The sequence below is a fragment of the Achromobacter sp. MUI-25009338 genome (assembly GCF_057359325.1).
This window is the reverse complement of sequence record NZ_CM170627.1, coordinates 2,936,576-2,960,820: the sequence shown is the minus strand read 5'-3', so window position 1 is coordinate 2,960,820 and position 24,245 is coordinate 2,936,576. Positions and strand designations below refer to the sequence as shown.

The 24,245-nt window shown below is 69.6% G+C and carries 25 protein-coding genes; 16 read left to right on the top strand and 9 right to left on the bottom strand.

All coding sequences use genetic code 11. The features are described 5' to 3' along the window. Window positions 1–36 precede the first annotated feature (36 nt). The 3 genes from AC1IQ6_RS14080 (at window position 37) to AC1IQ6_RS14070 (ending at window position 2,999) form a co-directional block, all read left to right on the top strand. On the top strand, window positions 37–1,380 hold the full coding sequence (locus AC1IQ6_RS14080) for an MFS transporter (protein ID WP_111825160.1): 1,344 nt from the start codon (window positions 37–39) through the stop codon (window positions 1,378–1,380). Between the two features lie 99 nt (window positions 1,381–1,479). Next, window positions 1,480–2,292: a nickel/cobalt efflux transporter gene (locus AC1IQ6_RS14075; RefSeq protein WP_111825159.1), complete on the top strand. Its 813-nt coding sequence runs from the start codon at window positions 1,480–1,482 to the stop codon at window positions 2,290–2,292. 83 nt (window positions 2,293–2,375) lie between these two features. Further along, window positions 2,376–2,999 carry a glutathione S-transferase family protein gene (locus tag AC1IQ6_RS14070; protein ID WP_485864771.1) on the top strand — a complete coding sequence of 208 codons (624 nt, stop codon included), beginning with the start codon at window positions 2,376–2,378 and terminating at the stop codon, window positions 2,997–2,999. A gap of 42 nt (window positions 3,000–3,041) precedes the next feature. Here the strand turns inward: AC1IQ6_RS14070 and AC1IQ6_RS14065 are convergent, their stop codons facing one another. Continuing rightward, window positions 3,042–4,028 (bottom strand): Bug family tripartite tricarboxylate transporter substrate binding protein, encoded by a 987-nt coding sequence (locus tag AC1IQ6_RS14065; RefSeq protein WP_485864770.1) that lies wholly within the window; start codon window positions 4,026–4,028, stop codon window positions 3,042–3,044. Between the two features lie 161 nt (window positions 4,029–4,189). After that, window positions 4,190–5,032 carry an IclR family transcriptional regulator gene (locus AC1IQ6_RS14060; RefSeq protein ID WP_102771161.1) on the bottom strand — a complete coding sequence of 281 codons (843 nt, stop codon included), beginning with the start codon at window positions 5,030–5,032 and terminating at the stop codon, window positions 4,190–4,192. A 221-nt stretch (window positions 5,033–5,253) separates the two neighbouring features. Between AC1IQ6_RS14060 and AC1IQ6_RS14055 the strand changes: the two genes are divergently transcribed. The 10 genes from AC1IQ6_RS14055 (at window position 5,254) to AC1IQ6_RS14010 (ending at window position 14,182) form a co-directional block, all read left to right on the top strand. Then, complete coding sequence (locus AC1IQ6_RS14055; RefSeq protein WP_102771163.1) at window positions 5,254–6,057, top strand: enoyl-CoA hydratase-related protein; 804 nt, start codon at window positions 5,254–5,256, stop codon at window positions 6,055–6,057. A gap of 50 nt (window positions 6,058–6,107) precedes the next feature. Beyond that, window positions 6,108–7,007 (top strand): SDR family NAD(P)-dependent oxidoreductase, encoded by a 900-nt coding sequence (locus tag AC1IQ6_RS14050; protein ID WP_485864769.1) that lies wholly within the window; start codon window positions 6,108–6,110, stop codon window positions 7,005–7,007. 16 nt (window positions 7,008–7,023) lie between these two features. Continuing rightward, complete coding sequence (locus AC1IQ6_RS14045) at window positions 7,024–7,704, top strand: 3-oxoacid CoA-transferase subunit A (protein ID WP_102771165.1); 681 nt, start codon at window positions 7,024–7,026, stop codon at window positions 7,702–7,704. Beyond that, window positions 7,688–8,359, top strand: coding sequence for a 3-oxoacid CoA-transferase subunit B (locus tag AC1IQ6_RS14040; protein WP_102771166.1), 672 nt, complete (start codon window positions 7,688–7,690; stop codon window positions 8,357–8,359). The genes AC1IQ6_RS14045 and AC1IQ6_RS14040 overlap by 17 nt, the downstream gene beginning before the upstream one ends. A 19-nt stretch (window positions 8,360–8,378) precedes the next feature. Further along, window positions 8,379–9,344, top strand: coding sequence for an NAD(P)H-dependent flavin oxidoreductase (locus AC1IQ6_RS14035; RefSeq protein ID WP_209165372.1), 966 nt, complete (start codon window positions 8,379–8,381; stop codon window positions 9,342–9,344). Window positions 9,345–9,372: 28 nt separating this feature from the next. After that, on the top strand, window positions 9,373–9,837 hold the full coding sequence (locus AC1IQ6_RS14030; protein ID WP_485864768.1) for a MaoC family dehydratase: 465 nt from the start codon (window positions 9,373–9,375) through the stop codon (window positions 9,835–9,837). Next, on the top strand, window positions 9,834–10,232 hold the full coding sequence (locus AC1IQ6_RS14025) for a Zn-ribbon domain-containing OB-fold protein (RefSeq protein WP_485864767.1): 399 nt from the start codon (window positions 9,834–9,836) through the stop codon (window positions 10,230–10,232). The genes AC1IQ6_RS14030 and AC1IQ6_RS14025 overlap by 4 nt, the downstream gene beginning before the upstream one ends. After that, complete coding sequence (locus tag AC1IQ6_RS14020; RefSeq protein ID WP_485866572.1) at window positions 10,232–11,389, top strand: acetyl-CoA acetyltransferase; 1,158 nt, start codon at window positions 10,232–10,234, stop codon at window positions 11,387–11,389. The genes AC1IQ6_RS14025 and AC1IQ6_RS14020 overlap by 1 nt, the downstream gene beginning before the upstream one ends. 537 nt (window positions 11,390–11,926) lie before the next feature. Continuing rightward, entirely contained in the window at window positions 11,927–13,291 is a 1,365-nt protein-coding gene (locus AC1IQ6_RS14015) for an APC family permease (protein ID WP_102771170.1), read from the top strand. A 51-nt stretch (window positions 13,292–13,342) separates the two neighbouring features. After that, window positions 13,343–14,182 carry an SAM-dependent methyltransferase gene (locus AC1IQ6_RS14010; RefSeq protein WP_102771171.1) on the top strand — a complete coding sequence of 280 codons (840 nt, stop codon included), beginning with the start codon at window positions 13,343–13,345 and terminating at the stop codon, window positions 14,180–14,182. Here AC1IQ6_RS14010 and AC1IQ6_RS14005 read toward each other — a convergent pair. The 5 genes from AC1IQ6_RS14005 to ydiK all read right to left on the bottom strand — a co-directional run bounded on the left by AC1IQ6_RS14005 (window position 14,179) and on the right by ydiK (window position 19,102). Then, window positions 14,179–15,486: a type II toxin-antitoxin system HipA family toxin gene (locus AC1IQ6_RS14005; protein ID WP_485864766.1), complete on the bottom strand. Its 1,308-nt coding sequence runs from the start codon at window positions 15,484–15,486 to the stop codon at window positions 14,179–14,181. The genes AC1IQ6_RS14010 and AC1IQ6_RS14005 overlap by 4 nt on opposite strands. A 15-nt stretch (window positions 15,487–15,501) precedes the next feature. Further along, entirely contained in the window at window positions 15,502–15,846 is a 345-nt protein-coding gene (locus AC1IQ6_RS14000; protein WP_111825150.1) for a helix-turn-helix transcriptional regulator, read from the bottom strand. Between the two features lie 119 nt (window positions 15,847–15,965). Next, the gene (locus AC1IQ6_RS13995) at window positions 15,966–17,099 is read right to left on the bottom strand and encodes a S66 peptidase family protein (protein ID WP_485864765.1); all 1,134 of its coding nucleotides are present in this window, start codon (window positions 17,097–17,099) and stop codon (window positions 15,966–15,968) included. A gap of 13 nt (window positions 17,100–17,112) precedes the next feature. Beyond that, complete coding sequence (locus AC1IQ6_RS13990) at window positions 17,113–17,946, bottom strand: RNA pseudouridine synthase (RefSeq protein WP_102771174.1); 834 nt, start codon at window positions 17,944–17,946, stop codon at window positions 17,113–17,115. 61 nt (window positions 17,947–18,007) lie between these two features. After that, on the bottom strand, window positions 18,008–19,102 hold the full coding sequence (ydiK, locus tag AC1IQ6_RS13985; protein ID WP_485864764.1) for an AI-2E family transporter YdiK: 1,095 nt from the start codon (window positions 19,100–19,102) through the stop codon (window positions 18,008–18,010). 204 nt (window positions 19,103–19,306) lie between these two features. Here ydiK and AC1IQ6_RS13980 point away from each other — a divergent pair, with 204 nt between their 5' ends. After that, window positions 19,307–19,501: a hypothetical protein gene (locus AC1IQ6_RS13980; protein WP_102771178.1), complete on the top strand. Its 195-nt coding sequence runs from the start codon at window positions 19,307–19,309 to the stop codon at window positions 19,499–19,501. Between the two features lie 24 nt (window positions 19,502–19,525). Here AC1IQ6_RS13980 and AC1IQ6_RS13975 read toward each other — a convergent pair whose 3' ends face one another. Beyond that, a complete protein-coding gene (locus AC1IQ6_RS13975) occupies window positions 19,526–20,548 on the bottom strand; it encodes a DNA-binding protein (RefSeq protein ID WP_485864763.1) in 1,023 nt (340 codons plus the stop codon). 98 nt (window positions 20,549–20,646) lie between these two features. Here AC1IQ6_RS13975 and AC1IQ6_RS13970 point away from each other — a divergent pair, with 98 nt between their 5' ends. Together AC1IQ6_RS13970 and AC1IQ6_RS13965 are read left to right on the top strand one after the other, a co-directional pair. After that, window positions 20,647–21,744, top strand: a complete 1,098-nt coding sequence (locus AC1IQ6_RS13970) for a site-specific integrase (protein WP_485864762.1) — start codon at window positions 20,647–20,649, stop codon at window positions 21,742–21,744. Window positions 21,745–21,840: 96 nt separating this feature from the next. Next, a complete protein-coding gene (locus tag AC1IQ6_RS13965) occupies window positions 21,841–23,337 on the top strand; it encodes a sensor domain-containing diguanylate cyclase (RefSeq protein WP_348639085.1) in 1,497 nt (498 codons plus the stop codon). Window positions 23,338–23,345: 8 nt separating this feature from the next. Here AC1IQ6_RS13965 and AC1IQ6_RS13960 read toward each other — a convergent pair whose 3' ends face one another. Beyond that, window positions 23,346–24,080 carry a spermine/spermidine synthase domain-containing protein gene (locus tag AC1IQ6_RS13960; RefSeq protein WP_209165382.1) on the bottom strand — a complete coding sequence of 245 codons (735 nt, stop codon included), beginning with the start codon at window positions 24,078–24,080 and terminating at the stop codon, window positions 23,346–23,348. Between the last annotated feature and the right edge of the window lie 165 nt (window positions 24,081–24,245).

Sequence of the window (24,245 nt, the reverse complement as noted above, 5' to 3'; positions counted from 1 at the left end):
AGCAGGACCCGCTGCAAGCCCCCCAAGGAGACATCCATGCAGACAGAACTTTCCGCCGCCGGCGCCGCGGGCGCTCCCGCTGCGCCCGGCGCACTGGTCAGCGCCGAAGACCGCAAGGTGCTGGCGGCCACGCTGGTCGGTTCGGCCATCGAGTGGTACGACTATTTCATCTACGTCCAGGCCGCCGGCCTGGTGCTGGGGTCGCTGTTCTTTTCCCCCTTCGCCAAAGAAAACCCCGAGTTGTCGCTGATCCTGTCGTTCGCGACGGTGGGCGTGGCCTTTCTGTTCCGGCCGCTGGGCGCGATATTCTGCGGCTACATGGGCGACCGCTACGGCCGCAAGCGGGTGCTGGCCGCCACGCTCATCCTGATGGGCGTGTCCACGTCGCTGATCGGCGTGCTGCCCACTTACGCGCAGATCGGCATCTGGGCGCCCATCATGCTGGTGGCGCTGCGGGTGCTGCAGGGCTTCTCGGCCGGCGGCGAATGGGGCGGCGCGGCCCTGATGGCGGTGGAGCACGCGCCGGGCAACCGCCGCGCGCTGTTCGGCGCCTTTCCGCAGATCGGCGTGCCGCTGGGCATGATCGTGGCCACCGGCGTGCTGTGGTGCATCACGGCGGCGATCGGTTCGGACAACTTCATGGCCTGGGGCTGGCGCATTTCGTTCCTGCTGTCCATCGCGCTCATCATCGTCGGCGTGATCATCCGCCGCGCGGTGGAGGAATCGCCGGTGTTCCTGGAGATGCGCTCGCGCCGCAGCCATTCCTCGGCGCCGCTGGGCACGCTGCTGCGCAAGCATCCGCGCGAGATCCTGCTGACGACGCTGATCTTCGTGGGCAACAGCACGGGCGGTTACCTGCTGGTGGGCTTCTTCATCAGCTACGGCAGCCGGGCGCTGCACATGCCGGCCCAGGAAGTGCTGATGATCTGCACGCTGGCGGCGGTCTGCTGGCTGGGCTCCACGCTGCTGGGCGGCTGGCTGGGCGACCGCATCGGCCGCGTGCGCACCTTCCAGCTGGGCTACGTGCTGCTGGCGCTGTGGGCCATTCCGATGTGGAGCTTCATCGACTCGGGCGACGTCACCAAGTTCGCGTTCGCCCTGGTGGTGCTGGCCGTGCCGCTGGGCCTGACCTACGGCCCGCAGGCGGCGCTGTATGCCGAGATGTTCCCGGCGGACGTGCGCTATTCGGGCGTGTCCACGGGCTACGCGCTGGGCTCCATCTTCGGCGGCGCCTTCGCCGCCATGATCGCCCAGGCCATTATCACGGCCACTGGCCTGTCCTGGATGGTGGGCGTCTACCTCATCGTGATGGCGGCGATATCGTTCATCGCGGTGACGCTGGTCAAGGACCGTCCGGGCACCAACCTGCACGCCGACTGAAGCGGGCCCATGACGCCCCGGCGGGCGTCATGGGTATTGTCCGCAAATCCCGCCGGGGGGGAATAAGATTGCCGCCTTGCAACTGTAGGCGCCCCCCTGATGCTGTCCTTCTCCGAATTGCTTGCCCAGGGCGCCGCGCACGCCTGGCTGTTCATTCCCAGCGCCATCCTGCTGGGCGCCCTGCACGGGCTGGAGCCCGGCCACTCCAAGACCATGATGGCCGCCTTCATCGTCGCGATCCGCGGCACGGTGTGGCAGGCGGTGCTGCTGGGGCTGACGGCGACGGTGTCGCATACCCTGGTGGTCTGGGGCATCGGCCTGGGCGGCATGCTGCTGTGGCAAGGCGTGGACGCCGAGGCCATAGAGCCCTACTTCCAGCTGGCCTCGGGCGTGGTCATCGTGCTGATCGCGATCTGGATGTGCTGGCGCACCTGGCGCGAACAGCAGGCGGCGCACGGCCACCATCATCACCACCACCATCATCACGACCACGATCACCACCACCATCATCACGACGACGATGGGCAATACCAGGACGCGCACCAACGCGCGCACGCCAGCGACATCCAGCGCCGCTTCGCCAACCGGCGCGTCACCAACTGGCAGATCGCGCTGTTCGGCCTGACCGGCGGCCTGATTCCCTGTCCGGCCGCCATCACGGTGCTGCTGCTGTGTCTGCAATTGAAGGAGTTCACGCTGGGCGCGGTGCTGGTGCTGTGTTTTTCCATCGGGCTGGCCATCACGCTGGTGACGGTGGGCGCGGTCGCGGCGCTGGGCGTGCGCCACGCGGCGCGGCATGCGCCCTGGCTGGGCGCGCTGGCGCGGCGGGCGCCGTACCTGTCAGGGGTGCTGATCATAGCCGTGGGCATTTATGTGGGCCTGCTGGGCTGGTCCAACCTGCCGGCGGCCTGAATTCCCGGCCGGCGGGCGCGGTCTTGGAGGGCCGCCGCGATGGGGGGATAATGGTTTTTTCACCCTGCCGAAAGAGGATGCCGATGTCCCGCTGGACCTTTTACTCCGCCCCTGGCACTTGCGCGCTTGCCACCCATATCGCCCTGCATGAAGCCGGCGCCGACTTCGATCTGGTCAAGCTGGATTTCAGCGCCGGGCAGCAGCAAAGCCCCGAGTACCTGCGCGTCAACCCCAAGGGCCGCGTGCCCGCGCTGGCCACCGAACACGGCGTGCTGACCGAAACCCCGGCGCTGCTGGCCTTCGTGGCGCAGCGGTTTCCCGAGGCCGGGCTGGCGCCGCTGGACGATCCGTATGCGTTCGCGCGCATGCAGGAACTGAACAGCTATCTGGCTTCCACCGCCCACGTGGCGCACGCGCACAAGCGGCGCGGGGCGCGCTGGGCCGACGATCCGGCCGCGCACGAGGCCATGCGCGCCAAGGTGCCGCAGGCCATGACCGCCTGCGCGGCCTACCTCGAAACGCAGATCGCCGGCCCCTGGATCGCCGGCGAGCGCTACAGCGTGTCCGACGGCTACCTGTACACCATCGGCAGCTGGCTGGAAGCCGACGGCGTGGACATGGCCAAGTTTCCCAGGCTGACCGACTACCTGGCGCGCGTCGAGGCGCGCCCGGCCGTGCAGCGCGCCCGCGCCGAAGCCCAGGCCTGACGGCCTTGCGGGCGGCCGACAGCGCCGCCCGCCATCCTGCGCTTAATCCGCAGACAGTTTCAGTTTCCTGATCCAGTCGCCGAAGCGCGCGATTTCCGACTGGTAGAACGCGCCCAGCTCCTGCGGCGTGCGGTAGGCGCCTTCGGCCGATTGCGCGTCCAGGCTTTTCTGCACCTCGGGATTGGCCAGCGCGGCCTTGTTGGCCGCGTTCAGTTTCTGCACCACGGCCTCGGGCGTGCCGGCCGGCGCGAACAGCGCATACCACTGCGAGAACTCCAGCCCCGGATAGCCGGCCTCGGCCATGGTGGGCACGTCGGGCAGCGCGCGCGTGCGCTGCGGATGGGCGACCGCCAGGATCTTGATGCGGCCGGACGCCTGCTGCGTGGTGGCCGAGGCCGTGCCCACGAAGGCCAGGTCGACCTGGCCGCCCATCGCGTCCGTGACGGCCGGGCTGTCGCCCTTGTACGGTACGTGCACCATGTCCAGGCCGGTGGCGGCCTTGAAGGCCTCGCCGGTGAGGTGGCCCGTGCCGCCCACGCCGCTGCTGCCGAAGGACAGGCGGTGGGTCTTGCCGTAGGCCAGCAGGTCCTGCACGCTGTCGATGCCCAGCCCGGCGTTGACCACCATCACGATGGGCACCGACGCCACCATGGCCACGGGCGTGAAGTCCTTGCTGGCGTCGTAGGGCTGTTTCTTGTACAGCGTGGGATTGGTGCCGTGCGTGGCGCTGTTGCCCATGAGGATGGTGTAGCCGTCCGGCGTGGACTTGGCCACGGCCGACGCGCCTATCATGCCGTTGGCGCCGCTTTTGTTGTCGACCACGATATTGGCCTTCAGCGACTCGCCCATGTAGCGGGCCATCAGGCGCGTCAGGTAATCGTTCGCTCCGCCGGCCGCGTAGGGCGAAATGAACTGCACGGGCCGGTCCGCGGGATATTCCGCGAGCGCAGGCAGGGCCAGGCCCGCGGCCAGCAGCCCTGCTCCGATGCGGCCGGCCAGCCGCAATCCGAATGGACGAAAGTTCAGCATAGGGTGTCTCCTCAGACTGTGCGTGGATTTTTGGAATACCGGAACCGGCTTGCCCTTCGGTTCACGTCGTCCGCAGTCTAAGAGGCGGGCGGCGGCCGTGCGCCGCCCGCTGGCGCGCGCCGCGCAGATTCGGGTCCACTGTGTGGAATTCCGGCGCCCGTTCAGGCCAGCGCCAGCGTGGGCATGGCGTACGGGACGCGGTCGCGGTCCACGTAGCCGCGCAGCTCGGCCTCGATCGAGCGCACGGTATCGTCCAGGCAGCGCACCACCATCTCCAGCCGGTCGTGCCCCAGGCGCGAGGCCAGCGTGGACACGCTGATGCCGGCAGCCGGCGTGCCGTCGGGCGCGCGGATCGCCATGCCGACCGAATGCACCGGCGGCTCGTCCATGACCTTGTTGGTGGCGTAGCCGCGGCGGCGGGTGCTTTCGATACTGGCCCGCAGGGCCGCCTCGGTAAAGCGCGGGCTCTTGCGGCGCGTGCGCTCGACGTTGATGCGGCAGATGCGGTCGATCTCGTCGTCGGGCAGCGCGCTCAGCAGCGCCAGGCCGCTGGCGCCGACGTTCAGCGGCCGGTGCCGGCCCACGTCGTGCACGAACATCTTTATGGGGAAAGCGCCGTCGGCGCGCGCCACGCAGATGCCGTCGAAACCCGAGCGCACGGTCAGGAACACCGTGTCGCCGGTGTGCTCGGCCACCGCTTCCACATAGGGCAGGCAGATGTCGCGCACCGCCAGCTTGGGCGCGGCGGCCAGGCCCAGCTCGTAGGCCAGCGCGCCCAGGTAATAGCGCTTGCTCTGCAGGTCCTGGCGGATCAGCTTTTCGGCCACCATGCCCTGCAGCAGCCGGTGCGCGGTGGGACGTTCCAGCCCGGTGCGCCGATACAGCTCCACCAGCCGGCTGCCGCTGCGGTTGTTGACCGCGATGATGCGCAGCAATGCGATGGCGCGCTGCAATGACTGGGTGCCCGCGGCGCCGATGGCGCCGCCGGTGCTGGCCTGGTTCATGATGGTCTCCTCGCCCGCGGCCGGGCCGCGGGGCGTGTTTTTAGTGGTCTACATTGCGGACGCTTGTTTTGCCGTCATTGTGCCCCCTGCCCCGCGCTGGTTGAAGCGCGAGTTCACGATACGGACTCTTTTTGCGGCGGCCGCCCGGGCCCGGGCGCGGCCCGCGGGCCAAAACGCCGCAACATAGGGGCCTGTTATCTCCGCAACCGAACTGGAAGGCCATGGCACTGGAGCAAGAACTGATCGTCCGCCTGGAGGCGGGCGTGCTGTGGCTGACGCTGAACCGGCCCGACCGCCGCAACGCGCTCAGCCCTGCCCTGTATGAGGCGCTGCGGGACGCGCTGGAGGCCGCCGGGCGCGATCCGGCGGTCGGCGCCGTGGTGCTGGCCGGCGCGGGCGGCGCCTTTTGCGCGGGCGGCGACATGGACCGCATGCGCCGCCAGGCCGAGTCCGCGCCGCCCTCGCCCGCCCAGCGCATCGCCGCCATGCGCGGGCGCACCCGCATCGTCGAATACCTGCACGGCATGCCCAAGCCCGCCATCGCCATGATCCGCGGCGCGGCCGTGGGCGCGGGGCTGTCGCTGGCGCTGGCCTGCGACCTGCGTTATGGGGATGCCAGCGCCAGGCTGCGCACCGGCTTTATCGGCGCGGGCGTGCCGGGCGATTTCGGCGGCCATTATTTCCTGCCGCGCATCGTCGGCCCGGCCAAGGCGCGCGAACTCTACCTGCGCTCGCCGATGCTGTCGGCCGCGCAGGCCGAGCGCCTGGGCCTGCTCAATGCGGTCTACGACCCGGACCGGCTCGAACCGGAGGTGGCCGCCATCGCCGGCGCCCTGGCCCGCGGCCCGCAGCCGGCCGTGGCCCGCATGAAGGAAAACCTCAATGACGGCCTGGCGCTGGACCTGGCCGCCCTGCTCGATCGCGAATGCGAGCGCCACGTCGAATGCGTCGACAGCCCCGATCACCGCGAGGCGGTGCTGGCGTTCACGCAGAAGCGCGCGCCCGTGTTCCAGGGGGCGGCCTGATCCGTCCGGCCGCGCAACAAGTTTCCCGACCATCCAAGTAAGGAGTTTCGATGTCCACACTATGCAAAGACCGGGTCGTGATCGTGACCGGCGCCGGCCGCGGCATCGGCCGCGAATACGCGCTGCAGCTGGCGCGGCTGGGCGCGCGCGTCGTGGTCAACGACCTGAGCGTGTCGCGCTCGGGCGAGGACACCGGCGAGAGTACCGCCGCGGCCGTCGTGCGCGAAATCGTCGAAAGCGGCGGCCAGGCCATCGCCAACCACGAGAACGTGGCCGACTTCGCCGGCGCCCGGCGCATGATCGAGGCGGCGCTGGACCACTACGGCGCGCTGCACGGCCTGGTCAACAACGCCGGCATCCTGCGCGACCGCACGCTGTGCAATATGAGCGAAGAGGAATGGGACGCCGTCATCGAGGTGCACCTGAAAGGCACGTTCGCGCCGTCGCGCCACGCGGCCGCCCACTGGCGCGACCTGTACAAGAAGACCGGCGAGCCGGTCGGCGGGCGCATCGTGAACACCTCTTCGTCCTCGGGGCTGTACGGCAATATCGGCCAGATCAACTACGGCGCGGCCAAGGCGGGCATCGCCGCCATGACCATCATCGCCGCGCGCGAGCTCAAGCGCTACGGCGTGACGGTCAACGCGATCAATCCCCATGCCCAGACCCGCATGACCGAAGGCCTGCGCGAGCGCAGCGCCGAAGAGATCGAGGCGCGCCATCCGCGCTGGATCGCCCCGGCGGTGGCCTGGCTGGTCAGCGCCGAGAGCAGCGACGTGACCGGCCGCATCTTCGAGCTGGGCGGCGGCCATCTGGCGGCGATGGAAGGCTGGCGCCGCGGCCCCGCGGCCGAGCCGGTCGACGACGCCGCGCGGATCGGGCCGGTGCTGCGCGACCTGGCGCAGCGCGCCCGCCGCAACGTCGATATGAAAGGCCACGATCTGGACTGACCCGGGAGAGCCTGCCGTGATCGACAAGCAAGTGAGTTCCATAGCCGAAGCCGTGGCCGGCATCAAGGATGACTCGGTCATCCTGGTCGGCGGCTTCGGTTCCTCCGGCCGTCCGGCCGATCTGATGGAGGGCCTGCTGGACCTGGGCGTCCGGGGCCTGACCATCGTGGCCAACAACGCCACCGTCGGCGACGACATCGTCAGCGAGCTGATGGCCGCCGGCCGCATCCGCAAGGTGGTGTGTTCGTTTCCGCGCGGCCTCAAGGGCCGCACGATCTTCGACGAGCTGTACGGCGCGGGCAAGATCGAACTGGAGCTGGTGCCGCAGGGCACGCTGGCCGAGCGCATCCGCGCCGGCGCGGCCGGCATCGGCGGTTTCTTCACGCGCACCGCGGCCGGCACCCGCCTGGCCGAGGGCAAGGAAACCCGCGTCATAGACGGGCAGACCTACGTGCTGGAGCGCCCCATCAAAGGCGACGTGGCGCTGCTCAAGGGCCTGCACGGCGACCGCTGGGGCAATCTGGTCTATCACCGCGGCGCGCGCATCAACAACCCGGTCATGGCCGGCGCGGCCAGGCTGGTCGTCGCCCAGGTGCGCGGCATCGTGCCGCTGGGCGCGCTGGACCCGGAACACATCGTCACGCCGGGCGTTTTCGTGGATCGTTTAGTGGAGGTGCCCAATGAGCGCAAGGCTTAGCCGCCAGGATATCGCCCGCGTCGCCGCCCGGGACATACCGGACGGCGCCTGCGTCAACCTCGGCATCGGCCTGCCGACCCTGATCGCCGACCACGTGCCGCCCGGCCGCGAGCTCATGCTGCACAGCGAACAGGGCCTGCTGGGCCTGGGGCCGGCGCCGGCCCCGGGCGAGGAAGACTACGACGTGATCAACGCCGGCAAGCTGCCGGTGACGCTGCTGCCCGGCGCCTCGGTGTTCAGCCACAGCGAATCGTTCCTGATGATCCGCGGCGGCCATATCGACATCGCCTGCCTGGGCGCGTTCCAAGTGGCGGCCAATGGCGACCTGGCCAACTGGACCGTGGACGCCCCCGGCCAGATCCCGGGCGTGGGCGGGGCCATGGACCTGGCGGCCGGCGCCGAACAGGTCTGGGTGTTGATGGAGCACTGCACCCGCGACGGCGCGCCGCGCATCCTGGAGCAATGCAGCTATCCCCTCACCGCGCCGGACTGCGTGGACCGCATCTACACCGATCTGGCGGTGATCGACGTCACCGCCGCGGGACTGGTCGTGCGCCGCCTGGCCGAAGGCTGGACGCTGGAGGCGCTGCAGGCGCTTACCGGCGCCCCGCTGACGCTGGCGCCGGACTGCTCGCCCTACCGCGCCGACCTATAGAGAAGACAAGGAGCACAATGTGCAGACCGCAGTAACCCGCATGCTCGGCATCGAGCATCCCATCGTTCAGGGCGGCATGCAGTGGGTGGCCCGCGCCGAACTCGCCGCGGCCGTCTCCAACGCCGGCGCGCTGGGCATACTGACCGCGCTGACCCAGCCCAGCCCCGAGCACCTGCGCCGCGAAATCGCCCGCATGCGCGAGATGACGGACCGCCCCTTCGGCGTGAACCTGACCTTCCTGCCCACGCTCAAGCCGGTGCCGTACGCCGAGTACCGCGACGCCATCATCGAATCGGGCGTCAAGATCGTGGAGACGGCCGGCAACAATCCCGGCGAACACATGCCGGCCCTGAAGGCCGCCGGCGTGCGCGTGATCCACAAATGCACCACCCCGCGCCATGCCCGCAAGGCGCAGGAGATCGGCGTGGACATCGTGTCCATCGACGGCTATGAGTGCGCCGGCCACGTGGGCGAGAACGACATTCCGGGCCTGATCCTGATTCCGGCCACGGTGGCGCAGGTGTCGATACCGGTGATCGCCTCGGGCGGCTTCGGCGACGCGCGCGGCCTGGTGGCCGCGCTGGCCCTGGGCGCCGAGGGCATCAACATGGGCACGCGCTTCATGTGCACCCGGGAGTCGCCGGTGCACGAGTCGATCAAGCAAGCCATCACCCGCTCCAGCGAAACCGACACCCGGCTGATCCTGCGCAGCCTGCGCAACACCAGCCGCGTCTGGGCCAACCAGCTGTCGGCCGAGGTGGTGGCGCTGGAGCGCGCCGGCGCGGGCATCGACCGCATCGGTCCGCTGGTGGCCGGCGCCAAGGGGCGCGGCGTCTACGAAAGCGGCGACGTCGAAAGCGGCATCTGGACCGTGGGCATGATCCAGGGCCTGATCGACGACATTCCGGCCTGCGGCGACCTGGTGCGCCGCATCATGGACCAGGCCCACGGCCTGGTGTCCGGACGCCTGGCCGCCCTGCTCTGACCCATTCTTTCTTACCTGGAGGCAGCCCATGCTGACTTTGGAAACCCCTTACGAACTCGAAGCCCACGTCGGCAAAGTCCTGGGACGGACCGGCTGGATCGAAGTCACCCAGCCCATGATCGACGAATTCGCCCGCCTGTCGGGCGACGACAACTGGATCCACGTGGACGTGGAGCGGGCCCGGCGCGAACTGCCGGACGGCAAGACCATCGCCCACGGCATGCTGACGTTCTCGCTGATGTCCGGCATGGGCGGCGAGATCGTGCAGGTGCGCCGGCGCGGGCGCGGCATCAACTACGGCTCCAACAAGGTCCGCTTCACCGCGCCGGTGCAGGTGGGCTCGCGCATCTGCCTGGAGCGCAGCCTGGTGGCCTTCGAACGCCTGGAAGGCGCGGTGCGCCTGACCTACGGCAACACCATGTACCGCGAAGGCCAGGAACGCCCGGTCATGGTGGCCGAAACGCTGAACCTGATGTACGAAAAGGGCAAATGATGAGAGTCGACGACGCAGCCGGCACGGGCGCGCCCTATGCGCGTTACGTGCGGCATCTGAAGGCCGGCGAACTGGCCTATCAATTCAGCCCGGCGGCCGGGCGCGCCGTGTTCTTTCCGCGGGTGCGCTGCCCCTACACCGGCCAGGACAGCCTGCAATGGCGCATCAGCGCCGGCATCGGCACCGTGTACAGCACCTCGGTGGTCTACCCGCGCAAGGGCGAGCCCTACAACGTGGCGCTGATCGACCTGGACGAAGGGTTCCGGATGATGAGCCGGGTCGAGGCGGCCGACCCCCTGCTGGTCGCCATCGGCCAGCGCGTGCGCTTTCGCGCCGCGGCCGAGGAAGGCCTGGACGATCCCGTCGCCGTGTTCACGCCGCTGGAGTCCGCATGATGAACGACGATTTCCGACCCGGCCGCGCCGTGGTGGCGGGCGCGGCCGAATCCGACCTGGGCGCCGTGGGCGAGGCCTATACGGCGCTGGACCTGATGGCCCAGGGCGTCTACCGCGCCCTGGACGACTGCGGACTGTCCATCAAGGACGTGGACGGCCTGTTCTGCGCCACCACCCAGAGCCGCCTGGCGGGCCTGGCGCTGGCCGAATACCTGCAGCTGCCGGAAGCCTACATCGACTCCACCTCCATCGGCGGCTCGTCGTTCATGGGGCACCTGGCGCGGGCCGAGGCGGCGATCGCCGCCGGCTTGTGCGAGGTCGCCGTGGTGGCCTACGGCAGCACCCAGCGCTCGCTGGGCCGCAAGAACACCAGCCGGCCGGAATGGAACCCCTACGAATCGCCCTACAAGCCCTTCCTGCCGGCCACGGCCTACGCCATGGCTGCCGCCCGCCACATGCATGAATTCGGCACCACCCGCGAGCAGCTGGCCGAAGTCGCCGTGGCGGCGCGCCAGTGGGCGCTGCTGAATCCCATGGCCTGGGAGCGCGAACCCCTGACGGTCGAAGGCGTGCTGTCCTCGCGCATGGTCAGCCATCCGCTCACCATCCGCGACTGCTGCCTGGTCTCCGACGGCGGCGGCGCGCTGGTGCTGACCACGCCGGCGCGGGCGCGCGGGCTGCGCACCGCCCCGGTCTACCTGCTGGGCTCGGGCCATTGCAGCACCCACCTGACCATCAGCAACATGCCCGACCTGGTCAATACCGGCGCGCGCGTGTCCGGCGAGATCGCGTATGCGCAGGCCGGCCTGACCGCCTCCGACATGGACGTGGTGGGCCTGTACGACGCCTTCACCATCAACACCGTGCTGTTCCTGGAGGATCTGGGCTTTTGCGCCAAGGGTGAAGGCGGCGCCTTCGTCGCCAACGGCCGCATCGCGCCAGGCGGCCAGTTGCCCGTCAACACCAACGGCGGCGGGTTGTCGTACTGCCACCCCGGCATGTACGGCATCTTCCTGCTGATCGAAGCCGTCCGCCAGTTGCGCGGCGAATGCGGCCGGCGCCAGGTCGAGGGCGCCGAAGTCGCCCTGGCGCATGGCAACGGCGGCGTGCTGTCGTCGCAGTACACGGTGATTCTGGGCGGGGCTTCGACGGTTTAGGTGTTCTCGGGTGTCGCCTTGATTCGGTGTTAGAACTGAGGCGATGCTGGCCGCGTTTATACCGGCTGCGCCTGCGCGAGCACCTTGGCCCGGACCTTTGGCGGCAGGTCGCCGGGCGTTCGCAAATCGACGTGGATGCCCTCAAGAACCGTTTCGGAGAATCGCCCTGGCCCGACTTTCCCGAGCAGCGGCAATTCGCCGGCAAATACCCAATTTCAGTGATTCCCAGCCGAGCGCCAGCGGTATCTAATGCTCACGCCGGGGCGCGAGCATGAAGCAGCTTCAGAGAAATCACTTTAATTAATTCACTTTATATAGCTAAGAAAAATCTCAGATAATCAATTATTTAAAACGATAAGTTAAAGTTGTTTGATGCAGGAAGCGTCGCAATGGGCCCGACGCTTCCTGCATTTTTTTCGGGTAAACCCGAAGAAACTTTCCAGGACATATCCGAGTCGATAATTGTTCAGGTTATTGTCAGATGCCGCCGCCCGGCGGCATCCGCGCCTGCCCTTTCCCGCCGACCCGAGAGCCCCGATGACAAGGTCCGCCGCGCGTTCGTCCGCGAGTTTCCAGCATGCGCCCCCTGCCGCCGGCCTGTCGGTGCTGGATGCGACGATGGTGCTGGTGGGCGTGGTCATCGGCATCGGCATATTCGGCTTTCCTCCGCTGGTGGCCCAGCACGCCGCTTCCGAAGCCGCCTATGTGGCGCTGTGGGTGGCGGGCGGCTGCGTGATGCTGGTGGGGGCGCTGTGCTATGCGGAGCTGGGCTCGGCCTATCCGGGCGCCGGCGGCGAATACCTGTACCTGACGCGGGCCTGGGGCCAGCGCGTGGGCGTGATGTTCGCGTGGGCGCGCTGCACGGTGATCCAGACCGGCGCGATCGCGGTGGTGGCCTATATCTATGGCGATTATGCGCAGCGCCTGGCGCCGCTGGGCGATTACGGCCCTGCCCTGCACGCGGCGCTGTCGGTGGTGGCGCTGACCGCGCTGAACGTGGCGGGCACGCGCTATTCCAAGCGCCTGCAATGGGTGTTCACGCTGCTGACGCTGGCGGCGCTGGCCGCGGTGCTGGTGGCCAGCCTGTCGGCCACCGCGCAAGGCCCGCTGCGCGACGTGGCGCCGATGCCGCTTGCCGGGCATCCGGCCGGCCTGCTGGGCATGGGCATGGTGTTCGTGCTGCTGACGTACGGCGGCTGGAACGAGGCCGCCTATCTGAGCGGCGAACTGCGCGAGCCCGGCCGCAACATGAGCCGCGTGCTGCTGCTGGGCACCGTGGTGGTCACCGCCGCCTATGTGCTGACCAACCTGGCCCTGCTGGAGATCTTCGGGCTGCAGGGGCTGCGCGACACGCCCGCGCTGGGCGCCGACGTCATGCAGCTGGCGGCCGGCCCGTATGCCGCGGCCCTGCTCAGCCTGACGATCTGCGCCACGGCGCTCAGCACCATCAACGGCACCATCATCACCGGCGCCCGCGTGTACTGCGCGCTGGGCCGCGACGTGCCGCGCCTGGGCGCGCTGGCGGCCTGGAACGCGCGCAACGAAACCCCGGCCGCCGCGCTGCTGGCGCAGGGCGCGATCACGCTGGCGTTGATCGGGCTGGGCGCGTTCAGCAAGAACAGCGTGCAGACTCTGGTGGCCTATACCGCGCCGGTGTTCTGGCTGTTCATGCTGCTGGTGGCGGCCTCGGTGTGGCGGCTGCGGCGGCTGGACCCCGACCGTCCGCGCCCGTTCCGGGTGCCGCTGTATCCCCTGCCCCCCTTACTGCTGGCGCTGGTGTGCGCCGGCCTGGTGTATTCGAGCGCCGTCTACGCGGGAGCCGGCGCCCTGATCGGATTGGCCGTCCTGGCGGCGGGCCTGCCCATGCTGCGCCTGGCCCGCCCGCAGCCGCCGCCAGATTAGGCGCGGCGCTTGCAGACGGCTTTACGCAACCCCACGCAAGGAGCCTGCATCATGCAAATCGCGATTCCGTTCCAACGGCCCGGCGTCCGGGCGGCTTCGGCCGCGGCGCTGGCCCTGGCCTGCGTTCTGGGCGCCGCCGCGCAGGCCGCGCCCGCGGCGGCCACCGAACAACAGCAGGACTACGAGCCCAGCGTCGGCCAGGACGGCAAGGACGTCATCTGGGTGCCCACGCCCCAGACCCTGGTCGACAAGATGCTGGACATGGCCAAGGTCACGCCGCGCGACCGGCTGATGGACCTGGGCTCGGGCGACGGCCGTACGGTGATCACCGCCGCCCAGCGCGGCCTGACGGCCCAGGGCATCGAGTACAACCCGGACCTGGTGGCGCTGTCGCGCCGCAACGCCGAGCGCGCCGGCGTGGGCGACCGGGCCACGTTCGTGGCGGCCGACCTGTTCGCCACCGACCTGTCCAAGGCCGACGTCATCACCATGTTCCTGCTGTCGACCATCAACGAAAAACTGCGGCCCAGGCTGCTGGAGCTGGCGCCGGGCACGCGGGTGGTGTCGAACACGTTCCGCATGGGCGACTGGGAGCCGGACGCCGAGGAAACCGTGACCGAGAACTGCAGCAGCTATTGCACCGCGCTGCTGTGGATCGTGCCGGCCAAGGTCCAGGGCAAGTGGGACGTGGACGGCCAGACGCTGCACCTGGAGCAGCACTACCAGAAGCTGTCCGGCAAGCTGGGTTCGGTCCCGATCTCCGATGCGCGGCTCAACGGCGCCGAAATCGCCTTCACGGTGGACGGCGTGCGTTATACGGGCGTGGTCAACGGCAAGACCATGAGCGGCAAGGCCGCGGGCCGCGGGAGCTGGTCGGCCAGGCGCGCCTAGGAATCGTTGCGCCAGGCCATCAGCGAGGCCTCGACGTGGCCGACTTCCTGGGCGCTCATGCCGGCCATGTCGTAGTAGCGCCGGCGTTCGGCCACCACGCCGCGCACCTGGTCCAGGATCTGGCGCGCGGCGGTTTCGGAGCGCAGGCCGAAGCGGCGGTATTCGCTCAGGCAGTTCTGGAACGAGCTTTCGCGCCCGGCCGCGCCGATATGCAGATAGTGCCTGGCCGAGCCTTCCTGCGTCACCACGTCGAACAGCGGCGACAACCGGTAGCTGTGGGCGTTTTCGTCCTTGAGAAAGCCGACGTTCTTCAGGTGGTCGTCGGTGTTGTGCACGGCCACGTTCAGCACCATGCGGGCGTAGAGCTCCTTCAGGTCCTGCACCGGGTTGGACGACACGCGGCGGGCCACGTCGGCCAGCCGGGCGTAGGAATACGTGGCCTTGCCGCGCGGCCCGTCCAGTTCGCGCTTGCCGATCTGGACGGACGGGCTGATGAGCGAGGCCCCGCTCAGAAAATGGCGGCGCGCGACGATGGGGTCCGCGCCCTTGCCCGCCGGCAGCAGTTCGCGGTCGAAGCGATGGGTCAGCAGCACCGCGCCCAGCCGCGTTTCGGCCAGCCGGATCTCGGGAACGGTCAGGCCGATGGCCCTGGCCATTTGCAGGTTGGCGTACTCGACCCGCTGGCGGTCGTAGGAATCGCCCTTGCGCGGGAATTTGGCGATCCACATCTCGCCCTGGTCGTCGCGCACGATGGTCTTGGGGCGCGCCCCGCCGATGTCCCATGAACTGCCCAGGATGTCGCGGTACAGGCCCTTGGGCTTGACGCCCTGGTCGATGTCGGTGAGCAGCCCGGCCAGCGATTCCAGCTGGCTGACTTCGGGCAGACGGTAGGTCTTGCGCATATTGGGCGTGAGCTGGCGCGCGCTGAAGAACAGCGCCCCCACGCCCATTCCGCGGCCCTTGAGCAACACCTCGTCTTCGGTCACGCGCGCGCCGGCGTTGTCGATGCGCATGACGTTGCGGCCCCAGGCGTCGGGCGCGGCGTCGAATATGGCGCCGAGTTTTTCGTAGCGGCTTTCGGTGCGGAACGTGCTGCGGGCGTCGACCAGCGGCAGGTTCAGCGGGTCCAGCGCGAAGGCGCGCGGGTCATCCACGTAGGACTGCACGTAGGTGAATTCGGCGAAAAAGCGGTTCTCGTCCGTGTCGTCCAGCGTCAACAGGCCGGCCAATACGGCCTCGCCGCGGATGTCGACGTAGACGTATAGCTCGCTTTCGACCGATTTGTGCTTCTTGCCGGTAGCCATGTGCGCAGACGCTTCTTACAGCCGGGTGGGATCGGCCCGGTGCGAGTGCAGCGCGCCCGCGCCGCCGCGGCTGGGCCGGCGCATTGCGTCGAGCCGCTTGCCGACGCCGTCCTGCTCGGGATCGCCGAGCGCGTAGAGCTGGTCCGCGTAGCCGTACTGGAGCAAGGCTTCCACGGCCAGCGCCAGCGACACGCCGCCGTCGCCGCGTTCGAGACGGGCGATGGTGGCGCGCGACACGCCCATGCGGCTGGCCAGCGTGGACTCGGTTTCGGCGCGCCGCAGCCGGGCGGTGCGGATATTGGCGCCGATCCGAGCCAGCGCTTCGGCGGCCTCGAAGCTGGGTTCGATCTTCTTTTTCATGACTCAATAATAGTGCTTAATCTACTGGAATGCACCATAAATGAGGCATGTCGGAAAATAAATGGTGTCATTAATAGCGCATTTAGGCTGGTTTTGCACTATTAATGATGCATTTCCAGCTATCGGATCACTACGGCCTGTTCCAGGCGCAGCGCGCCGCGTCCGGTGTCCAGCGTCACGCGCGCGCCCAGGGGCAAGGTCAGGTTGGGATTGCCGTGGCCGCTGGGCCAGCCGCCCAGCACCGGGATGCCGCGGCCGCGGAACTGGTCCAGGATCAGCGGATACAGCATGCCCTGGGCCTGCGCGTCGTCCATCTGCACGCCCAGGATGCGCGTGAAGCTGCCGACCAGCACGCCCTTGACGCCGTCGAACTTGCCGGCGGCGGCCAGCTGGTTCAGCAGCCGGTCCACGCGCGGCAGCGCCTCGTTGACGTCCTCGATGAAAAGAATCGCGTCGCGCGTGTCGATCTCGTAGGGCGAGCCGATCAGCGCCGCGATCAGAGCGAGGTTGCCGCCCACCAGCCGCCCGGTGGCCGTTCCCGGCACCAGCGTGGTGGCGGGGGCGTCCAGCGGCGGGTCGATCCAGGCGCCCTGCCCGAACTGCCCGCTCAGCATGGCCAGCAGATGCGATTCGGTCGGCTCGCGTTTGCCGGCCAGCATGTCCTGCGCCAGCATCGGGCCGTGGAAGGTCACGAAGCCGGCGCGCCGCTGCAGGGCCAGATGCAGGGCCGTGATGTCGCTGTAGCCGATGAAGGGCTTGGGATGGCGGCGCAGCAGCTCGTAGTCCAGCCCGTCCAGCAGGCGCCACGAGCCGAAGCCGCCTTGCAGGCACCACACCGCACTGACGTCGGGCGCGGCGAAGGCGGCGTGCAGATCGGCCAGCCGCTCGGCGTCGCTGCCGGCCAGGTAGTCGTACGGCGGCTGCAGTCGGACGCGCGAAGCCGGCATGACCTGCGGCGCGTAGCCGCGCTCCTGCAGCCATTCGGCGGCCTGGTCGCTGGCGTCGGGCGCGGCCGAGGCCGGCGCCACGATCGCCACTTTCGCGCCGGGCCGCAGCGCCGGCACCGGCGAGGCGGCCGTGCCCGGCGAAACCGGAGGCGCGGCGGGCGCCGGCGTGGCCGGCCGCCGCGGCGCGACCGGCGCGCGCGACGCACAGCCGCCCAGGACGGCGGCGGACAGGCCCAGGGCCCCCGCCTGAATGAGAAAACTGCGGCGCGGGGACGGCTGGCCGTGGTTTGCTGCTTTGCTGCTCATGTCCTTCCTTTGATCAGAACCGCTCATAGCCCAGTCGGTAGCGCCACAGCCCCGGCGCCAGCCCCGCCATGGGCAGGCGGCCGATGCGGATGCGGCGCAGCGCCAGCAGGCGCAGGCCGGCCGTGTCGCAGACGTACTCGATGAATCCCGGCGCCGGCGTCTTCAAGGCGAAGCGCAGATGGGTTTCGTTTTGCCAGCTGACCTTCATGGGCGTGGCCGGACGGCCCTGCCAGGCCAGGCCGCGCTGAAGCCGCGCCAGATCGCCCTCGCCCAGCGCGCCCGCGACCTCGGCGATGTACTCGTGCTCTACGTGGCGCGCGTCTTCGACCAGCTTGCGCATCACCGGATACTCCTGCGTATAGACCAGCAGCCCGCTGGCGGCGCGCTCCAGCGGCGTGGCCAGCTTCAGGCCATTGAGCATGCGCTTGAGGAAGCGCAGGCCGGAGCGGTCGCCGGGCATCAGGTTCTCGGGCAGGATCAGGTCGCGCGCCGAGCCGGGTTCGTCGTTGGCGTACAGGCCGGCGGGCTTGTGCAGCAGGATGGTGACGGGCTGCGCGGGTTCCAGCCGGGCGCCGGGCAGCAGCGCGACAGCCTGTTGCGGGGCGACCCGGAAGCCCGGCTCTTCCACGGTCTTGCCGTCCACCGCGACCCAGCCGCCCTCGATATAGCGTTCGGCGTCGCCGCGCGAGCACTGCTGTAGCGCGGCCACGCGCTTGGCCAGGCGCTCGCTGCCGTCGGCCGGCTTGCTGTCCTGGCGGGCGGTATTGCGGGGGGCGTTTCTGGACGCCGCGGCGCGGCGTGGAAGAGTCAGCGTGCCGGCGGCGCGCGTGTGGGGAGGCTTCGACATGGAACTGGCGGATGGCGTGACTGAAACCGCGGGCGCGCACGCCCGCGTCGAGAGGCGAATGTTACGCCCTTGGCCCGGACCCGGGCGCTTGCACGGCCTGCGGCGCGGGCGTTTCGTCGACCCAGGCGTGCAGCAGCGTCTGCGTCACGGCCAGGATGACCGGGCCGATGAACAGGCCCACGATGCCGAAGGCGAACATCCCGCCCAGCACGCCGGCCAGTATCAGCAGCAGCGACAGGTTCACGCCGCGCTTGATCAGCATGGGCCGCAGCAGGTTGTCCAGCATGGCCACCACCAGCGCCCAGGCCAGCAGAATGCCGGCGGCCAGCTTCATGTCGTTCTGGAACAGCCACACCACGCCGCCCAGCATGGGCAAAAACGGGCCCAGCTGGGCCAGGCACAGCATGACCATCAGCGCGGTCAGGATGCCGGCGGCCGGCACGCCGGCGATCCACAGGCCGATGCCGCCCAGCACCGACTGCACCACCGCCGTCACCACGATGCCCAGCGCCACGGCGCGGATCGCCAGCGCGGCCAGCCTGACGGCGGACATGCCGCGCTGCCCGGCCAGCCGGTTGAAAAAGCGCAGCACGAACTGGGCGGCCACGTCGCCGCGGCGGTACAGAATGCCGGCGATCACGACCGTGATCAGCATGTGCATGGCGAACACGCCGACGATGGCGGCATGGCCGAGCAGCCAGCGCGCGGCGATGGTGAGATACGGTTCCAGCCGGGCCAGCAGCCCGCCCGCGCCGGCATCCGACAGCGCCTGCCATTCGTGGGCGATGCGCGGGCCGGCCAGCGGAATGCTGCCCACCCACGCCGGCGGCGCCAGCAGCGCATAGTCCGGCAGGCTCTTGATGGCCGCCATGATGGCGCCGCCATGCAGCGCCAGGGTGGCGATCACCTGGTACAGCGGCAGCACGATCACGAACAGCAGCAGCAACAGCATGACGATGGTGGCGATCCAGCGGCGTCCGCCGCAGCGGCGCTGGATCGCCAGCAGCACCGGCCAGGTCGCCACGACAATGGTGGTGGCCCAGACCAGGCCCGGCAAAAACGGCCGCAGGATGTAAAGACTGCCTATCGTCAGCCCGGCAAGTATGGCGATGACGAGCAGGACACGGGCGATATCGACCGGTTGACGTGGCTGCACCGGCGGCTCCTGACAGGGCCCGCGGCCCTGGATGGTTGCGCATGGCGGCCGTGTGGCGCCCGCCCGGGTGCCTCGCGCCATAGCGTTTCGCTGCAATGTATCCGAAATTCCCCGGTTCGGGGACAGGGCCGAAGGCGGGCACGCGACTTGCCGGCAACGCCGGGCCTGCCGCGCTTGCGGCGGCCATCTTTAGCGAGGTACGCCATGAGGACCCTGACCACCGCCGGCCTGGTGCTGGCCGTCATGCTGGCCGGCTGCTCCGGCACCGGAACCAGTTCCTACAGCTCCACTTCGTCGCGCCCGTCCGGCTCGACGGCGGCCAATCCGGCCAACTACCACTCGTCCAGCTTCGGCGAGCCCAACAACGAGCCGTTCCAGGGCGTGTATCCGGGCCATTGACGCTAGGCCCGGCCCGCCGCGGCGTCAGGGGCGCGAGCCGTCGGCGGGCGGCGCGCCCGCGCTCAGCGCCACAAGGTGGCGCGCCATTTCGCCCAGTTGCGCGTCCTTGGCCTTGAGCTGTTCGGCGCTGTCGTCGGCCCGGGCGGTGGCGGCGGCCAGCGCGGCCTGCAACGCGCGTTCGCGTTCGCGCGCCAGCGCCGCGTCGGCGCGCACCGCGGCCAGATCGGCCTCGAGGCGCTGGCGTTGCTCCTGCGCCTCGGCGCGCGCGGCTTGCGCGCCCTGCTCCGCCTGGCGCCGCTGCGCCTGTTCATCGGCCAGGGCCTTGTCCGACCGCGCCTGCTGCTGTTGCGCGGCGGCCTGGGCGTCATCCAGCCGGGCCTGCAGGCGCTTGACCGCGCCGCGTTCGGCGTCCAGTTCATTGAGCCAGCGGCGTTCATGCGCCGAGTGGCGGGATTGCAGCGCTTCCAGCGCCTGCGCGTGGCGGCTGCGGGACTGTTCGGCATCGGCCAGCAAGGCCTGGGCGGCCGCGCGCGATTCGGCCAGTTCCTGCTGCAGCTGTGCCAGCCTGTCGTCGCGCAGGCGCAGCTGTTCTTCGGCCGCCAGCAGCCGGTCTTCGGCCGCCGCCAGTTGCGAGGTGGCCACGCGCAGCGCTTCCTGCAGGTCGCGCTCGCGCTGGGCCAGGCCGGCCTCGCGCCGCTGCAGTTGCTCGGCGTCGGCCGCCAGCCGGCCGCCCTCCTGCGCCAGTTCTTCCCAGCGTTCACGATAGGCCTGGGCCTGCTGCGCGCGGGCTTCGGCCTGGGCGGCTTCCCAGAAATGCGCGGCGGCCTGGGCCACCGGGTCGGGCACCGCCGGCGCGGCGGCGAAGGCGCCGGGGTCCTTGATGCGCGCGCCCAGGGCGCGGAACCAGGTCTCCAGATACGGGCTGACGGTATTGGGCGACCCGCGCCCGATCTTCTGGCGCACGCGTTCGATGGTGGGCCGCGCGCCTTCCAGCAACAGGGCGTCGGCGGCGCTCCAGACGTCGGTCTCAGTAATTCCGGTGGCCATGGCTGGTTTTCCGTCAGATTTTCGGGATAATTACCCTCGATAAGTGAACCTTATCGCGAGTAATCTATAGAATATGTTAGATATCATACAGCATATGTATGTATTTTAATAAAATGCCGCCGCTGATCCCAAAAACCGCCCTGCCAATCCTGAATCCCGCCGCGCTGGACGCCCAGGCCCACGCCGCCATGCGCGACCTGATGCGCGAAGGCAGTTCGGCCAACACCGCGGCCGCCTACCGCGCCGCGATCCGTTACTGGACGGCCTGGTACGGGCTGCGCTACGGCCAGCCCTTCGCCCTGCCCCTGCCCGAGGCCGCGGTCATCCAGTTCGTGGTCGACCACGCGCAGCGCGACACCCCGCAAGGCCTGAAATGGGAGCTGCCGGCGGCGCTGGACCGCGAGCTGGTGCGCGTGAAGGCCAAGAGCCGGCCCGGCCCGCCCAGCCTCAATACGCTGCTGCAGCGCCTGGCGGTGCTGTCCAAGGCCCACGAGCTGCACGGCCATCCCAACCCCTGCCGCGCCGCGCGCGTGCGCGAATTGCTGGCGCGGACCCGCCGCGCCTATGCCGGCCGCGGCGCGGCGCCCGCCCGCAAGGCGGCGCTGACGCGCGAGCCGCTGCAGGCGCTGCTGGCGACTTGCGACGATTCCCTGCGCGGGGTGCGCGACCGCGCCCTGCTGCTGTTCGCCTGGGCCAGCGGCGGTCGGCGCCGTTCCGAGGTCGCGCGCGCCACGGTCGAGAACACCCGGCGCACGGCCGACGGTTTCCTCTACACCCTGGCGCAATCCAAGACCAACCAGTCCGGCGCGCGGCGCGCCGACGACCAGAAGCCCATCGTCGGCCCGGCGGCGCGCGCGCTGGACGACTGGCTGCGTATGAGCGGCATCACCGCGGGCCCGCTGTTTCGCCGCGTGCGCCGCGGCGGCGTGCTGGGCGAGCCGCTGGCGCCCGCGGCGCTGCGCGACATCGTGCAGCAGCGCTGCCGGCTGGCCGGACTTGAGGGTGACTTTTCGGCGCACAGCCTGCGCTCGGGCTTCGTGACCGAGGCGGGCCGGCAGAACGTGCCGCTGGGCGACACCATGGCGCTGACCGGCCACAGCAGCGTGGCCACGGTCATGGGCTATTTCCGCGCCGGCTCGGCCGCCCGGTCGCCGGCCGCCCGGCTGCTGGACGAGCCCGAGGGCGGCCCACGGTAGAATTCGGGGCAGCTCCCCTGCCTCGACCCGGCCCTCCCCCTCATGCGAATCCACCTACGCGGGCTCGTGCTTGCGCTCACCATATTCAGCGCGCTCGTGTCCACCGTGAATGCGCTTTATGCCAGCTACCGCGTCCAGCGCGAACAGCTCATCGCCAATACGCTGGAAGCCAACCGCGTCTACGCCGCCAAGCTGGCGGAAAGCACGGGCGTGTTCCTGAAGTCGGCTCAGCGCCGGCTGGAATACAGCGCCCGCCACCTGGCCGCGCGCATCGACGCGCCGGACCTGCTCGCGGCCGAGGCCATGCGGCTGCAGGAACAGGACGACAGCTTCAATACGGTGGCGATCGTCCGGGCCGACGGCACCCTGCTGGCCACCTCGCAGACCCTGCGCGGATACCTGGGCGTGCGGGTCGACACGCCCGGCAGCCGCGCCGCGCTGCAGGCGCGCCAGCCGCTCATCAGCAAGCCGTACGTCTCGCTGACCGGCGTGCTGCTGCTCACCGTCTCCCATCCCATCCTGGCCGAGAACGGCCGCTACCTGGGCTACATCGCGGGCACCATCTATCTGAGCGACGAAGGCGCGCTGCACACGCTGCTGGGCAGGCATCCGTACCAGGACGGCTCCTATCTCTACGTGGTCGACGCCGAGGGCCGGCTGCTCTACCACGAGGACCCCGGCCGCGTGGGCGACAACGTCAGCCGCAATCCGGTGGTGGCCGCCGTGATGCGCGGACAGGCAGGCGCGCAGCGCCTGGTCAATACGCAGGGCGTGGACATGCTGGCCGGCTACGCCAGCGTGCCCGCCAGCGGCTGGGGCGTGATCGCGCAGCGGCCCACCGGGGCGACGCTGGAGCCGCTGGACCGGCTGATCTGGATTCTGGTCGGCTACGCCACGCCGTTCGCGCTGCTGTTCCTGCTGGCCATCTGGTGGTGCGCGCGCAAGATCTCGCAGCCGCTGTCGCAGCTGGCCACCAATGTGGAACACCAGGACATGGCGGTGGCGATGCAGCGCGTGCGTTCGGTGCGCGCCTGGTATTTCGAGGCGCGCCGGCTCAAGCTCGCGGTGATCCGGAGCTTCACCAACCTGCAGGACGAAATCGGCAAGCTCAACCAGGCCAGCATCACCGATCCGCTGACCAGCCTGTACAACCGGCGCGGGCTGCAGGCCGCCGTGCAGCGGCTGCAGGCGGCCGAGGCGCCGTTCGCCGTGGTGGCGCTGGACATCGACCACTTCAAGCGGGTCAACGATACCCACGGCCACGCGGTGGGCGATGAAGTGATCCGCAGCCTGGCGCAATTGATGCGCGACGGTTCACGCCCGTCGGACGTGCTCTGTCGCAACGGCGGCGAGGAGTTCCTGATGCTCCTCCCCGCCGCCGGCGCCCGCGAAGCCGGCAACGTGGCCGAGCGCCTGCGCCGGCGCGTGCAAGCGCAGCAGCTGCCCGGCGTGGGCGCCATCACGATTTCCGCCGGCGTGGCGCAATGGCCGGGGGGCGGCGCGGATGTGGGCGCGGCGTTCCGCGAGGCCGACGAGGCGCTGTACGACGCCAAGCAGCAGGGCCGCAACCGCGTGGTGACGCACGCGCCCTGACCCGCTTTTCAGTCCACGACGGGCCACAACCCGGGCGCGATGCGCGTCCACAGCTCGGCGCTCATGGCCTCGGGCTTGTGCGCGGGCAAGCGGGTGCGGCGCTTGAGGCGGCCGCCCTTGCAGGCGAACACGATGCGATGCGCCAGCGAGGTGTCGCTGACCTCCACCACCGATCCGGCAAAGCGCTGCCGGATGCGGCCCAGATAGCGTTGGGTATTGAAGTCCGACGCATGGAAGTTGCACACCATCAGCCCCTCGGCGGCCAGGGCGCGCCAGCACGCTTCGTAAAAGTCCGCGCTCGCCAGTTGCGGCGCAATGCCGCCGATCTGGAAACCGTCGACCAGCACGGCGTCATACTCGTCCCGGTAGTTCCGGATCAGCTCGGCGCCGTCGCCTTGCAGCACCGCGAAACGCTCGTCGTCGTCGGGCACCAGGAACGAATCGCGCAAGGCGATGACCTGCGGATTGATCTCGTAGACGTCGATGCGCGCCGACGGCAGATAGCGGTAGCAGAACTTCGCCAGCGACCCGCCGCCCAGGCCCACCATGGCGATGCGGCGCGGCTCGGGATTGAGCAGCAGAAACCCCATCATCAGGCGCGTGTACTCCAGGTTCAGCGCGTAGGGATCGCCGGTCCACATGCGGCTCTGTATCTCTCCGCGCGAGAACATCAGGGAACGCGAGGTCGGCGTGACATAGATGAAGGGCCTGACCATCGGGCGGCTGGAGGGGCTTTCAGGCATACCGGGTGCTCGCTATCGGAAAAGTCGCGCCAACGGCGGCGCAGGCGCAGGCCGCCGCGCGGCGCGTGGGCCGCAACGGCGGGAACTGCGGTGCGTGAATGCAGCACCGCCTGCGGCGGCGCGGCGCGCCATCGCAGGCGGATACGTGGAGAGGGCCGGCCCGGA

Bases quoted from the DNA above. Each gene is read 5' to 3' on its own strand.
- AC1IQ6_RS14080 (WP_111825160.1), top strand. From the start codon at position 37: ATGCAGACAGAACTTTCCGCCGCCGGCGCCGCGGGCGCTCCCGCTGCG.
- AC1IQ6_RS14075 (WP_111825159.1), top strand. From the start codon at position 1,480: ATGCTGTCCTTCTCCGAATTGCTTGCCCAGGGCGCCGCGCACGCCTGG.
- AC1IQ6_RS14070 (WP_485864771.1), top strand. From the start codon at position 2,376: ATGTCCCGCTGGACCTTTTACTCCGCCCCTGGCACTTGCGCGCTTGCC.
- AC1IQ6_RS14065 (WP_485864770.1), bottom strand. From the start codon at position 4,028: ATGCTGAACTTTCGTCCATTCGGATTGCGGCTGGCCGGCCGCATCGGA.
- AC1IQ6_RS14060 (WP_102771161.1), bottom strand. From the start codon at position 5,032: ATGAACCAGGCCAGCACCGGCGGCGCCATCGGCGCCGCGGGCACCCAG.
- AC1IQ6_RS14055 (WP_102771163.1), top strand. From the start codon at position 5,254: ATGGCACTGGAGCAAGAACTGATCGTCCGCCTGGAGGCGGGCGTGCTG.
- AC1IQ6_RS14050 (WP_485864769.1), top strand. From the start codon at position 6,108: ATGTCCACACTATGCAAAGACCGGGTCGTGATCGTGACCGGCGCCGGC.
- AC1IQ6_RS14040 (WP_102771166.1), top strand. From the start codon at position 7,688: ATGAGCGCAAGGCTTAGCCGCCAGGATATCGCCCGCGTCGCCGCCCGG.
- AC1IQ6_RS14030 (WP_485864768.1), top strand. From the start codon at position 9,373: ATGCTGACTTTGGAAACCCCTTACGAACTCGAAGCCCACGTCGGCAAA.
- AC1IQ6_RS14025 (WP_485864767.1), top strand. From the start codon at position 9,834: ATGATGAGAGTCGACGACGCAGCCGGCACGGGCGCGCCCTATGCGCGT.
- AC1IQ6_RS14020 (WP_485866572.1), top strand. From the start codon at position 10,232: ATGAACGACGATTTCCGACCCGGCCGCGCCGTGGTGGCGGGCGCGGCC.
- AC1IQ6_RS14015 (WP_102771170.1), top strand. From the start codon at position 11,927: ATGACAAGGTCCGCCGCGCGTTCGTCCGCGAGTTTCCAGCATGCGCCC.
- AC1IQ6_RS14010 (WP_102771171.1), top strand. From the start codon at position 13,343: ATGCAAATCGCGATTCCGTTCCAACGGCCCGGCGTCCGGGCGGCTTCG.
- AC1IQ6_RS14005 (WP_485864766.1), bottom strand. From the start codon at position 15,486: ATGGCTACCGGCAAGAAGCACAAATCGGTCGAAAGCGAGCTATACGTC.
- AC1IQ6_RS14000 (WP_111825150.1), bottom strand. From the start codon at position 15,846: ATGAAAAAGAAGATCGAACCCAGCTTCGAGGCCGCCGAAGCGCTGGCT.
- AC1IQ6_RS13995 (WP_485864765.1), bottom strand. From the start codon at position 17,099: ATGAGCAGCAAAGCAGCAAACCACGGCCAGCCGTCCCCGCGCCGCAGT.
- AC1IQ6_RS13990 (WP_102771174.1), bottom strand. From the start codon at position 17,946: ATGTCGAAGCCTCCCCACACGCGCGCCGCCGGCACGCTGACTCTTCCA.
- AC1IQ6_RS13980 (WP_102771178.1), top strand. From the start codon at position 19,307: ATGAGGACCCTGACCACCGCCGGCCTGGTGCTGGCCGTCATGCTGGCC.
- AC1IQ6_RS13975 (WP_485864763.1), bottom strand. From the start codon at position 20,548: ATGGCCACCGGAATTACTGAGACCGACGTCTGGAGCGCCGCCGACGCC.
- AC1IQ6_RS13970 (WP_485864762.1), top strand. From the start codon at position 20,647: ATGTATTTTAATAAAATGCCGCCGCTGATCCCAAAAACCGCCCTGCCA.
- AC1IQ6_RS13960 (WP_209165382.1), bottom strand. From the start codon at position 24,080: ATGCCTGAAAGCCCCTCCAGCCGCCCGATGGTCAGGCCCTTCATCTAT.